Annotated in this window: 10 protein-coding genes and 1 pseudogene; 4 read left to right on the top strand and 7 right to left on the bottom strand. The window is 63.8% G+C overall.

The genetic code is table 11. From position 1 onward, the window contains the following. Positions 1-48 precede the first annotated feature (48 nt). Together IVA96_RS18145 and IVA96_RS18140 are read right to left on the bottom strand one after the other, a co-directional pair. Positions 49-762 (bottom strand): annotated as a pseudogene (locus IVA96_RS18145) (phosphatidylserine decarboxylase); the annotation flags it as partial. 72 nt (positions 763-834) lie between these two features. Continuing rightward, a complete protein-coding gene (locus tag IVA96_RS18140; RefSeq protein WP_247276821.1) occupies positions 835-2,793 on the bottom strand; it encodes an ABC transporter ATP-binding protein/permease in 1,959 nt (652 codons plus the stop codon). A 201-nt stretch (positions 2,794-2,994) separates the two neighbouring features. On the opposite strand from IVA96_RS18140, the gene IVA96_RS18135 reads away from it, so the two are divergent. Next, positions 2,995-3,600 (top strand): TIGR00730 family Rossman fold protein, encoded by a 606-nt coding sequence (locus IVA96_RS18135; RefSeq protein ID WP_247276820.1) that lies wholly within the window; start codon positions 2,995-2,997, stop codon positions 3,598-3,600. Positions 3,601-3,603: 3 nt separating this feature from the next. Here IVA96_RS18135 and IVA96_RS18130 read toward each other — a convergent pair whose 3' ends face one another. The 4 genes from IVA96_RS18130 to cysS form a co-directional block, all read right to left on the bottom strand. Continuing rightward, positions 3,604-3,981, bottom strand: a complete 378-nt coding sequence (locus IVA96_RS18130; RefSeq protein WP_247276819.1) for a VOC family protein — start codon at positions 3,979-3,981, stop codon at positions 3,604-3,606. 111 nt (positions 3,982-4,092) lie between these two features. Next, a complete protein-coding gene (cimA, locus tag IVA96_RS18125; RefSeq protein ID WP_247276818.1) occupies positions 4,093-5,691 on the bottom strand; it encodes a citramalate synthase in 1,599 nt (532 codons plus the stop codon). Next, positions 5,688-6,179 (bottom strand): GNAT family N-acetyltransferase, encoded by a 492-nt coding sequence (locus IVA96_RS18120; protein ID WP_247276817.1) that lies wholly within the window; start codon positions 6,177-6,179, stop codon positions 5,688-5,690. Before IVA96_RS18120 ends, cimA begins: the two co-directional genes overlap by 4 nt. Before the next feature lie 115 nt (positions 6,180-6,294). Then, the gene (gene cysS, locus IVA96_RS18115) at positions 6,295-7,677 is read right to left on the bottom strand and encodes a cysteine--tRNA ligase (RefSeq protein WP_247276816.1); all 1,383 of its coding nucleotides are present in this window, start codon (positions 7,675-7,677) and stop codon (positions 6,295-6,297) included. 288 nt (positions 7,678-7,965) lie between these two features. On the opposite strand from cysS, the gene IVA96_RS18110 reads away from it, so the two are divergent. Both IVA96_RS18110 and IVA96_RS18105 read left to right on the top strand, forming a co-directional pair. After that, positions 7,966-8,271 carry a hypothetical protein gene (locus IVA96_RS18110; protein WP_247418496.1) on the top strand — a complete coding sequence of 102 codons (306 nt, stop codon included), beginning with the start codon at positions 7,966-7,968 and terminating at the stop codon, positions 8,269-8,271. Positions 8,272-8,418: 147 nt separating this feature from the next. Next, entirely contained in the window at positions 8,419-9,606 is a 1,188-nt protein-coding gene (locus tag IVA96_RS18105; protein WP_247418495.1) for a DUF2865 domain-containing protein, read from the top strand. Positions 9,607-9,663: 57 nt separating this feature from the next. Here IVA96_RS18105 and IVA96_RS18100 read toward each other — a convergent pair whose 3' ends face one another. Further along, positions 9,664-10,569 (bottom strand): DUF2189 domain-containing protein, encoded by a 906-nt coding sequence (locus IVA96_RS18100; RefSeq protein WP_247276814.1) that lies wholly within the window; start codon positions 10,567-10,569, stop codon positions 9,664-9,666. A 541-nt stretch (positions 10,570-11,110) separates the two neighbouring features. Here IVA96_RS18100 and IVA96_RS18095 point away from each other — a divergent pair. After that, positions 11,111-11,944 carry a cytochrome c oxidase subunit II gene (locus IVA96_RS18095; RefSeq protein WP_247276813.1) on the top strand — a complete coding sequence of 278 codons (834 nt, stop codon included), beginning with the start codon at positions 11,111-11,113 and terminating at the stop codon, positions 11,942-11,944. Positions 11,945-12,008: the final 64 nt, after the last annotated feature.

The following is a 12,008-nucleotide window of genomic DNA, read 5'->3' as shown; positions in this document are numbered from 1 at the left end:
CTCCCCTCCGCCATTGCGGCGGAACGGCTTCCTGGAACGACTTATTGGTTAATTGGTGCGATAGGTGCGGCTGGCGTCGTCCCCGGCAAGATCGGCCAAAATCGTCTCGCCAGCGATCGCGGTCTGCCCTTCCGATACCAGCGCTTTGGTACCGACCGGCAGATAGACGTCGAGCCGCGAGCCGAAGCGGATAAGACCGAAGCGCTCACCGGCGCCAATCGCCTGCCCTTCCTTGACGAAGCAGACGATGCGCTTGGCCACGAGGCCGGCAATCTGGATCACGCCGATCCGCGCCGTGGGCGTCGTGATCACCAGCGAGTTTCGCTCATTGTCCTCGCTCGCCTTGTCGAGCTCGGCATTGATGAACAGGCCGGGCCGGTAGGCGATGCGGTCCACCCTGCCCGCGATCGGGCTGCGGTTCACGTGGCAGTTGAACACGCTCATGAACACCGAGATGCGCGGCAACGGCCGGTCGCCGAGCCCGAGCTCGGCCGGAGGGAGCGCCATGGTGATCATCGAGACGCGGCCGTCAGCCGGCGACACCACGAGCCCCTCGCGCACCGGCGTGACCCTGACGGGATCGCGGAAGAACAGCGCGCACCACACAGTCAGGATCGTGCCGATCCACCCCAGAGGGGACCACAGCCAGAATAGGATCAGGCTTGCCAGCGCGAAACCGCCGATGAAGGGATAGCCCTCCTTGTGGATCGGCGGGATCTGACGCTGGATCGAATCGAGAATGGACATCGCTCTCTGCCGCTGAAGGGTTGACGGCGCACGGGGCCGTCCCGCGCGGTGGAGTTGTTTAGGCCAGAGTTGGCACCCGAGACAAGGTCACTCCGCCGCCGCAGGCGCCGTCAGGGAATCATTGACCGGCGGCGGCTCCCGGTTGGGTGCCTCGCTACTGTCGGCCATCTTGGCCAGTTTCTCCCGCGCTGCCTCGGCCTCGCGCTGCCTGTTCCACATGCTGGCATAGAGGCCGCCCTGCGCGAGCAGCTTTGCGTGGGTGCCGCGCTCGGCGATACGGCCCTGATCCAGCACGATGATCTCGTCGGCGCCGACGATGGTCGAGAGCCGGTGCGCGATCACCAGCGAAGTGCGGTTCTTGGCCACGCGGTCAAGCGCGCCCTGGATCTCGTGCTCGGTGTGGGTGTCGAGCGCCGAGGTGGCCTCGTCGAGCACCAGGATCGGCGGCGCCTTCAAGACGGTGCGCGCGATCGCGACGCGCTGTTTCTCGCCGCCGGAGAGCTTCAAGCCACGCTCGCCGACCTGGGTCTCGTAGCCCATCGGCGCCAAGCGGATGAAATGGTCGATCTGTGCCAGCCGCGCCGCCTCCTCGACCTCGACATCGCTGGCGTCCCATCGGCCGTAGCGGATGTTGTAGCGGATGGTGTCGTTGAACAGCACGGTGTCCTGCGGCACCATGCCGATGGACGCGCGCAGCGAGGCCTGCGTGACGTCGCGAAGATCCTGGCCGTCGATCAAGATCTTTCCGCCGGAGACGTCATAGAGACGGAATAGCAGCCGCGAGATCGTCGATTTGCCCGCACCCGAGGGGCCGACGATCGCGACCGTCTTGCCGGCCGGCACCTCGAAGCTGATGCCCTTCAGGATCGGCCGCGTCGGCTCATAGGCAAAGCGCACGTCCTCGAAGCGCACGGTGCCGGCGGAGACGACCAGCGGCTGCGCATCGGGCGCGTCCTTGATCTCGGCCTCGCGGCCCAGCACACCAAACATCTTCTCGATGTCGATGATCGCCTGCTTGATCTCACGATAGACCATGCCCATGAAGTTCAGGGGCTGGTAGAGCTGGATCATCATGGCGTTGACCAGCACGAAATCGCCCACCGTGTTGGTGCCGTTGCGCACGCCGATCGCACACATCAGCATGGTCGCGGTCAGGCCGAGCGTGAAGATCACGGCCTGGCCGGTATTGAGCACCGCGAGCGAAGTATACGTGCGGACGCTCGCCTCCTCGTAACGCGCCACCGATCTGTCATAGCGCTGGGCCTCGCGCGCCTCCGCGCTGAAATATTTGACGGTCTCGTAGTTGAGCAGCGAGTCGATTGCCTTGGTGTTCGCCTCGGTGTCGGAATCATTCATCTTGCGGCGAATGCCGATCCGCCACTCGGTCGCGATGTAGGTGTAATACATGTAGAGCGTGACCGTGATCAGAGTGGCGACCACGTAGCGCCAATCGAACTGCCAGAGCAGCACGGCCATCAGCAGCGAGACCTCGACGATGGTCGGGATCAGCTGCAGGATCACCATGCGCACGATGACCTCGATGCCCTCGCGGCCGCGCTCGAGCACCCGCGTCAGACCGCCGGTCTTGCGCTCGAGGTGGAAGCGCAGCGACAACTCGTGCATGTGAATGAAGGTGATGGTCGCAAGCTTGCGCACTGCATGCATGGCGACGCGGGCGAAGATGCCGTCGCGCCATTGCGTCAGCACGGCCATCAGGATGCGCATCGCGCCGTAGCTCGCGGTCAGCAGCAGCGGCGGGGCGATAACCCAGAGCTGCCAATTGTCCGCCTGCACCGGCGCCGTGTTGGCGCCGGTCAGCGCGTCCGTCGCCCATTTGAAGCTGAACGGCACCGCGAGCGTGATCAGCTTTGCGGCGAGCAGCAGCACCAGCGACCAGACCACCCGCATCTTCAGGTCGAAGCGGTCGCCCGGCCAGATATAGGGCCACAGATGCGCCAGCGTGCCCATCAGCGTGGCCCGCTCCAGCCCTTGCCCCGCGGGAGGATCAGGAACGTCGGCGCCGTCGAACGATTGAGGTTGGTCCATCAAAAAGCCTGAAAGCCCGCCGGATGCGGGCGGCGTTACGATTTGCGATTTTCGCCCGTCATATAGAGCCTTCCCGATGCCAGCGCACCCCGCCAGATGGCGAATCTTCGATTGTTTGTCGCTATTTGCCGGTAGATTTCCGGGAGTACCGAATCACGGATTTGGCTTGACGCCTCTTCGCTGCAATGCATCATGGCACCAATGAGCACAATCAAAACCGTCTGTGTCTATTGCGGCTCCGGCCCCGGAACCAATCCCAACTTTACCGAAGGTGCCAAGGCATTCGGCAAGGCGCTCGCCGAGAACAACATCCGCCTGGTCTATGGCGGCGGCTCGCTTGGCCTGATGGGCGCGGTCGCGACCTCCGTGCTGGATCACGGCGGCACCGTCACCGGCATCATCCCCGACTTCCTGCGGCTGCGCGAGAACGCGCTGACGCGGGTGCAGGAGATGATCGTCACCCCCGACATGCACGAGCGCAAGCGGCTGATGTTCGAACGCTCCGATGCCTTCGTGGCGCTGCCGGGCGGCGTCGGCACGCTGGAGGAGCTGGTCGAGCAGATGACCTGGAAGCAGCTCGGCCGTCACGCCAAGCCGGTGCTGCTCGCCAACATCGACAATTTCTGGGAGCCGCTGTTCTCGCTCTTGTCGCATATGCGCCAGACCGAGTTCATCCGCGCCGGCCTGTCGATCGACATCCTCAAGGCCGATCGCGTCGAGGATATTTTACCGAAGCTGAAGGCAGCCGCCGCCCAGGTCGCCGAGGCGGAAAAGCAGATGGCTCCGGAAGTGGCACGCCGGCTGTAAGGATTACGCGCTCGGAAACGTCACCGCCTCGATGCGATTGCCGTCGGGATCGCTGACGAACGCCGCATAATAGCGCACGCGATCGTGGGGGCGGAGGCCGGGCGCGCCATCGGAGGCACCGCCGGCGGACAGCGCGGCGGCGTGAAACGCATCGACCTCATCAGTCGTCTTCGCCCGCAGGCAGATGTGCACGCCGCTCTCCGGCGGGACGTGCGGCATGCCCTCGCGCAAGTTGATCCAGAACTCTGGATAGGCCTTGCCGAAGCCGACCGTCCGCGGTCGCGTCACGAGGCGCGTGAGGCCGAGCGCGGAGAGCGCGGCCTCGTAGAATTTTGCGGCGCGATCGAGATCGCTGACGCCGACGGAGATGTGATCGATCATTGGTCGCGCTCCCCCTCTCCGCTGTCGTTCCGGGGCACGCGAAGCGTGAACCCGGAATCTCGAGATTCCGGGTTCGGCCCTGCGGACCGCCCCGGAATGACTCCCTGATAGCTACGCCGGCGCCCCCGACTTCACCAGCTTGTAGATCACCGAATCCATCAGCGCCTGGAACGAAGCGTCGATGATGTTCGGAGACACCCCGACCGTGGTCCAACTGTCGCCGTTCTCGTCCTCGCTCTCGATCAGGACGCGCGTGACCGCACCGGTGCCGCCGTTCAGGATACGCACGCGATAGTCGATTAGTTTCAAGCCCTCGATGTAGGTCTGGTACTTGCCGAGATCCTTTCGCAAGGCGACGTCGAGCGCGTTGACGGGACCGTTACCCTCGGCGGCTGAAATCAGGCGCTCGCCGGCGACGTCGACCTTGACCACGGCCAAAGCGACGGTGACGCGCTCGCCATGCGAATTGTAGCGCTGCTCGACATTGACGTCGAACTGCTCGACCTCGAAATAGTGCGGCACCTTCCCGAGCGTCCGGCGCGCCAGGAGCTCGAACGAGGCGTTTGCGGATTCGTAGGCGTAGCCCGCCGCCTCGCGCGCCTTCAATTCCTCGACGAGGCGCGTCAGCTTCGGATCGCTCTTCTCGTAAGGAATGCCGGCGCGATCGAGCTCGGCAATGACGTTGGAGCGTCCGGCCTGGTCGGAGACCAGCACCTTGCGGTGGTTGCCGACCAGTTCCGGCAGGACGTGCTCGTAGGTCTGTGGATCCTTCAGCACGGCGGAGGCATGAATGCCCGTCTTGGTGACAAAGGCGCTCTCGCCGACATAGGCCGCATGCCGGTTCGGCACGCGATTGAGCATGTCGTCGAGCGTGCGCGAGACCTTGACCAGCGTTGCCAGCTTCTCGGCCGTGACGCCGATCTCGAAGGCGTCGGCAAAGCCCTTCTTTAACCTCAGCGTCGGGATCAGCGAGCAGAGATTGGCGTTGCCGCAGCGCTCGCCAAGGCCGTTCAGCGTGCCCTGGATCTGCCGTGCGCCGGCACGCACCGCAGCGAGCGAGTTGGCCACCGCCTGCTCGGTGTCGTTATGGGCATGGATGCCGACGTGATCGCCGGGGATGTGCTTCGTCACTTCGGTGACGATGTCCTCGACCTCGTCAGGCATGGTTCCGCCATTGGTGTCGCACAGCACCACCCAGCGCGCGCCGGCCTCATAGGCGGCCTTGGCGCAGGCGAGCGCGAACGCCGCGTCTTCCTTGTAGCCGTCGAAGAAGTGCTCGCAGTCGAGCATTACCTCGCGGCCGGCGGCATTCGCAGCCGCGACGCTGTCGCGAATCGAGGCGAGGTTTTCCTCCTTCGTCGTCTCCAGCGCAACGCGCACCTGATAGGCCGATGACTTCGCCACGAAGCAGATCGCGTCGGCCTTTGCTTCCAGCAACCCGGCGACACCAGGGTCGTTGGAGACCGAGCGCCCGGCCCGCCGCGTCATGCCGAAGGCGATAAAGCGCGCATGATTAAGCTTGGGCTTGGTCGCAAAAAATTCGCTATCGAGCGGATTGGCGCCGGGATAGCCGCCCTCGATATAGTCGATGCCGAGATCATCGAGCATCGCCGCGATGACTTGCTTGTCGGCCAGCGTGAAATCGACGCCGTTGGTCTGCGCGCCGTCGCGCAGCGTGGTGTCGAACAGATAGAGACGCTCCTTGCTCATTGCGGCGCTCCAAGCGTCTTCTTCATGGTCGTGTTGGCGAGCCACTCATCATTGACGGTGACGCTGTTGCGCTGCTGGGCGGTGTAGCCGCGCTTGGCGAAGAAGCCCTGTGCGGTGTCGCTGGCGTCGACCGAGAGGCTCGTCGCACCGCGGCCGCCGGCAAGCTTCTCCAGCGCATCGACCAGCATGGTCGCAACGCCCTGCCCGCTCACTCCGGGATGCACATAGAGCATGCGGATATGATCGTTGCCGCGCAGCGAGGCGAAACCGATGGGCGAGCCTTCCAGCGTCGCGACCAGGGTCAGGTCGGCGGCGAGCCGCTTGCCGAACTCTTCGCTTTCCGCCGTCTCCATCCAGGCCTGCTGCTGCGCCTCGCTATAATCGTCGCCGGTCAGCTCCTCGATGCTGGCGGTGAAGATCGCGGCGAGCACCGGCACGTCGGCCGGCAGGAACGGCCTGAGTGCGGGCTTTGGCAAAGTCTGTCCCATGGTCTTCACCACATCCCATAGAGTTTCAGCACGATCGCCACGGCCGCGCCGAGCAGTGCGATCTTCAGCGCGATGTAGTAGAGCCAGTGCCGCGGAAAAGGCGTGTCGGGCCGCTTCATCGCGCAATCTCCCAGGTCGTGCCTTCCTTGGAGTCCTTGATCGCAACGCCCATCGCGGCGAGCAGATCGCGGATGCGATCGGACTCCCCAAAGTCCTTACGACGACGGGCGGCCGTCCGTTCCGCGATCAGGCGTTCGACTTCCTTCGCATCGATGCCGCTCGCCTGCTGCTTGCGGCTTTCCCATTGCGCAGCGCTCTCGGAGAGAAAACCGAGCAGCCGCAACGATCCCGCCAAGCCGTTCACGTCGCTGCCGCGCAAGCCGTGCAGCGCCGCGATCGCAAGGGACGTGTTGAGGTCGTCCAGCAGCGGCTCGACCACGGATGCTGCCGGCCTGCCGGATTCGACGTCGGCCGCAACGCGATACCAGTCGTCGAGCGTCTTGGCGCTCTCCTCCAGCGATTTCATGGTCCAGTCGATCGGCGAGCGGTAATGCGTCTTCAGCATGTTCAGACGCAGCACCTCACCCGGCCAATCCGCAAGCAGCTCATGGATGGTGATGAAGTTGCCGAGGCTCTTCGACATCTTCTCACTCTCGACCTGCAGGAAGCCGTTGTGCATCCAGTAGTTCGCCATGCGCTGCTGGTGGAAGGCGCAGCAGGTCTGCGCGATCTCGTTCTCGTGATGCGGAAACACGAGATCGATACCGCCGCCATGGATGTCGAAATGCTCGCCGAGATGCTTCCAGGCCATTGCCGAGCACTCGATGTGCCAGCCCGGGCGTCCCTGCGCGGCGATGCCCGCCGGCGATGGCCATGACGGCTCGCCCGGCTTTGATGGCTTCCACAGCACGAAGTCGGTGTTGCCCTTCTTGTAGGGCGCGACATCGACGCGGGCGCCGGCGACCATCTCGTCCAGCGAGCGATTGGATAGCGCGCCGTAGCGCGGCAGGCCGGCATTGGCCGCGTTCATTGCCTGCGGCGAGAACAGCACATGATCCTCAGCGACATAGGCAAAGCCGCCGGCGACGAGTTTTTCGATGATCTCGCGCATCTCGCCGACATGCTCGGTCGCGCGCGGCTCGACGCTCGGTCGAAGCGCGCCCAGCGCATCGACGTCGGCATGAAACTGCCGGCCCGTCTCCTCCGTGACCTTGCGGATCGCCTCGTTCAGCGGCAGGCCGGGAAAATCCCGCGCGGCGCGGTCGTTGATCTTGTCGTCGACGTCCGTGATGTTGCGGACATATTTGACATGCGCCTCGCCATAGAGATGGCGCAGCAGCCGAAACAGCACGTCGAACACGATCACCGGCCGCGCATTGCCAATATGGGCGAAGTCATAGACGGTCGGTCCGCAGACATACATGCGCACGATGTTGGCATCGAGCGGTACAAAGGTCCGCTTTTCCCGGCTCAGCGTATCGTAGAGGCGCAATTCCATATGGATACCCGTCGGCTGTTGGCCGGGCGTCCAAGGCTCTCAATGTTTTTGAGAAAAGACGGCTCCAGCCAGCGAATCGCTAGCTCGTAATCTCGCGGCAAATGGCGCAAATGGCGAGGAGACCGTTCATGCGGCCACATATGGGCTATGAGGCGGCTCCGCGTCAAGAGAGCCGCGAAAGCGCCGCTTTATCTCCGCAAAGCACGCGGCTCGCCCTGCTGGTTCGTGATCCTTAACCACTTGAGCCCATTCTGGAACTGGCGGTTCCATTTTTTCACGGGTATTTTCATGCGATCCTTGCTCGTCCTGATTTTGTGCGCCTCCACCCTTGCGGCAGCCAGCGCTTACGCCGAGACGCGCGTCTTCATCATTGCCAACCAGGCGGACGGCTATGGAGTTGACCAGTGCCTGGCCAAGGGCGAGAGATGCGGCGCCTCCGTCGCGCGCACCTATTGCCAGTCACGGGATTTTGCCCAGGCCTCGGCCTATCGCCGGGTCGATCCCGACGAAATTACCGGCTCCGTCCCCAAATCCGGCGCAAACTGCTCCCATGGCCGTTGCGACGAATATGTCGCAATCACCTGCCAGCGCTGAATTCCCTCGGAACTGGCGGACCTTAGGCCCAATCTTTGGCCCCTGAAACGACGTGACGATGCCGCAGGAAGCGGCTATGGGAGGGCGCGCTTCGGCCCTCAAGTCACTTCGGCTTCCCAAGTCACATTGGGCCGTGACCTCGCTAGAATGGCGGATATGCCTGAATTGTTGTCCCTGCCCCGTGCCCGCTTCCTCCTTGTCTGCACCGTGCTCTTGAGCACGGTCGTGCTCGCCACCGGCGCTTTCGCGCAGGTCGGCCCTCCGGGACCGCCGCCTCAGCCCGCCCAGAACGGGCTCGGCCCTAATCCGATGTGCGTGCGGCTGGAAGGCCAGCTCGCCGCACTCGACCGCGGCGGCGGTGGTGACCCCGCGCGCGAAGAGCAGATCCGCCGCTACCAGGATTCCCAGACCCGTCAGCAGGCCGAGCTCGATCGCGTCACCATGCAGGCCAAGCGCATGGGCTGCGATTCCTCCGGCTTCTTCTCGCTGTTCAGCGGCCAATCCGCGCAATGCGGCCCGGTCAACACCCAGATCCAGCAGATGCGCGCCAATCTGGATCAGATCACTGGCAATCTCGAGCGCCTGCGCGGCGGTGGCCCCGGCGGCTTCAGCCCCGAGCGCGACAATCAGCGCCGTTCGGTGCTGGCGGCGCTGGCGCAGAACAATTGCGGCCCGCAATATGCCAACGCGGCGCAGTCGCAAGGCGGCGGCAACTTCCTCAGCAATCTGTTTGGCGGCAATAACGCGGGCAATCCGCAAGCCGTTCCGCCCGCCGATCTCGGCCCGCAATCCGCCACCTTTCGCACCGTGTGCGTGCGCACCTGCGACGGCGCCTATTTTCCGATCTCGTTTGCGACCGTGCCGGCGCGCTTCCCCGACGACGAGAAAACCTGCAAGGCGCTGTGCCCGGCCGCGGAGGCCGTGCTCTACACCCATCGCAATCCCGGCGAAGACATGAACTCGGCGGTCTCGATCGGCGGCCAGCCCTACACGGCGCTGCCGACAGCGTTCAAGTTCCGCAGCGAGTTCAACCCATCCTGCTCCTGCAAGGCCGCAGGCCAGACCTGGGCGGACGCGTTGAAATCGGCGGACGACAAGGCCGCAGTCGAGCAGCAGGGCGACATCATCGTCACCGAAGAGAGCGCCAGGAAGATGCAGCAGCAGCGGCTCAACAAGGGCACGCCTGCGAATGCCAAGAAGGGCGCAGCTTCGGCGCCGACGACGGCCAATACGCCGGCCACGACGTCGCCGGCGGATACCGGCACCACCGCTAACTCCGAGAATAAGCCGATCCGTTCAGTCGGCCCGACCTTCCTGCCGCAGCAGCAGAAGTAGGCCGTTACTTTCTGTCATGCTCCGCGCAGGCGGCCGCCGGCGCGGCCGTTTCGGCCGTTACGGCTCTCCCTCGCGGCTCCAGGGGAAGAGATTGGCCGGAAAGTCTGCTGCGTAGCGCCTTCCCTTCCGGGGCGGGGGCGGTGCGTCCGGTGGGTTCGGATTCGGCTCGACCACCCGCCGGTAGAGGTGCCAGGTGGCATGACCGAGCACCGGCAGAACGACAGCAAGGCCGACGAAGAGCGGCAGCGAGCCGATCACGAGCAGCGCTGCCACAATGAGGCCCCATCCGGCCATCGCAATCGGATTCGCCGCCACCACTCGGAGCGACGTGCGGATCGCGTCGATCGCAGTCGCATGCCGGTCGAGCATCAACGGGAATGACACGACGCTGACGCACAGCGCGACAACCGCAAACAGGAAGCCGACGCCGCAACCGACGATGATGAGCGACCAGCCTTCCGGTGTCGTCAGCACGCGCGTTGCGAAGTCGGGAATGCTTGCGGCCGCCGCGTGACCGAAGATCGCGACATAGATTGCGTTCGCGGCACCGATCCAGGCCCCGAACAGGACCAGCAGGAGCACGCCGAGTTCTACCATGGCGCCGAACGAGGGTGCGCGCAGCACCTTGAACGCATCCCATGCATCGACCTCCTCGCCGCGCTCGCGACGACGGCTGAGCTCGTAGAGACCGATGGCGGCAAAAGGCCCGACCAAGGCAAAGCCGGCGGCCAGCGGAAACAGTAGCGGCAGCACCGAATAGCCGAGCACCATCCTGAACAGGACGAGACCGAGAACGGGATAAATCACGCACACGATGATCGCGTGACTCGGCATTGCCTGGAAATCCCCCCAACCCAGGCGCAGGGCCTCGGACAGGTCGGACAAGCTGATCTTGCGAATGGGATAGGAGGCCGCTTCGCCGAATACGTGCCGCCTGATGTCGTGGGAGTACAGAGTGGCCATGAACGGACCCTCCCGTGCTGAAAATCGCGGTTTCGATGACACGCGCTTTCCAGCCACGCGTGTCCGCCGGATAAGCAGGAAACGCGATGGGTCGGGTACGGCAACCCAGGTTCAGCGAACGAGCCTGGCCGGACGGAACCCGCCGCGACCTGCCTCACAAGCTTAGCGCGCGCGGGGCACGGCTGCACTCACGGTTGGGTGAATTGTGCGGCTGATTGTGCGTTGCATCACCCCGGACGCTGAGCGCACCTGATGCCCTGATGCTTGGTCGTGCCCGACGACGGCAACGCCCACGCCGCGTCGACACGAAAATATGCTCTATTGACGCCGGCTTAGGCTGGGATCATTTTAGACACAGACGCCCTAAGCTCCGATGAGATTGATGGTCGCGAGCGTTCCTTTGATTTCGCGACCAGTGGAATGGGCGAAGCAAGAGGCCGGAGATGGCATGAACGCCAACGAGAAAGGCCAGCCATCGCAACCGACATGAGCTCCGCCCTGGATTCGTATCCGTAGCCTTCAATGGCAAGGATGGATCAGGATGGCTGTCGCACTGATATTGCTGCTGGTCGCGATTGGCTCCGTGCTGTTTCACCTCTACAGCCCGTGGTGGTGGACGCCGATCGCCACTAACTGGGCCTATATCGACCACACCATCAACATCACGTTCTGGATCACGGGCTTTGTATTCGTCGCGGTCATCGCCTTCATGGCCTACTGCGTCTTCCGCTTTCACCACAAAGAGGGAAGACGGGCCGATTACAATCCGGAAAACAAAAGGCTCGAATGGTGGCTGAGCGTCGGAACCGGCGTCGGCGTCGCGGCCATGCTGGCGCCTGGCCTCGTGGTCTGGCACCAGTTCGTGACGGTGCCTGCGGATGCCACCGAGGTCGAGGTCATGGGGCAGCAATGGCAATGGAGCTTCCGCCTTCCGGGCAAGGATGGGCAATTGGGCACATCCGACGTCCGCAACATCGCCTCCGACAATCCGATGGGGCTCAATCATGACGACCAACACGCGCAGGACGACGTCGTGATCGAGAACGGCGACCTGCACCTTCAAGTGGGAAAGCCGGTCAAGGTTCTGCTCCGCTCGGTTGATGTCCTGCACGATTTCTACGTGCCCGAATTCCGGGCCAAGATGGACATGGTTCCAGGCATGGTGACCTATTTCTGGATAACGCCAATCCGAACCGGAACGTTCGATGTTCTCTGTGCGGAGCTTTGTGGCGCTGCTCACTATCAGATGCGGGCCAAGGTCATCGTCGACGAAGAGCGTGAATATCACGCTTGGCTGGAGCAACAAAAAACGTTTGCAGAATTGTCGCCGGCGAAGGCCGTCGTGAAGGCGACGTTCCAATCCGGAGGCAACTAGCAAGCTGCCGCCGCAAAGATAGATCGGGTGCATGAGGCCAACGCCTCCCCCGATGGAAACGACC

Source organism: Bradyrhizobium sp. 159 (assembly GCF_023073795.1).
Classification (GTDB): domain Bacteria; phylum Pseudomonadota; class Alphaproteobacteria; order Rhizobiales; family Xanthobacteraceae; genus Bradyrhizobium.
Note: the sequence above shows the minus strand (reverse complement) of the source record. Positions and strands in the feature narration are given on the sequence as shown.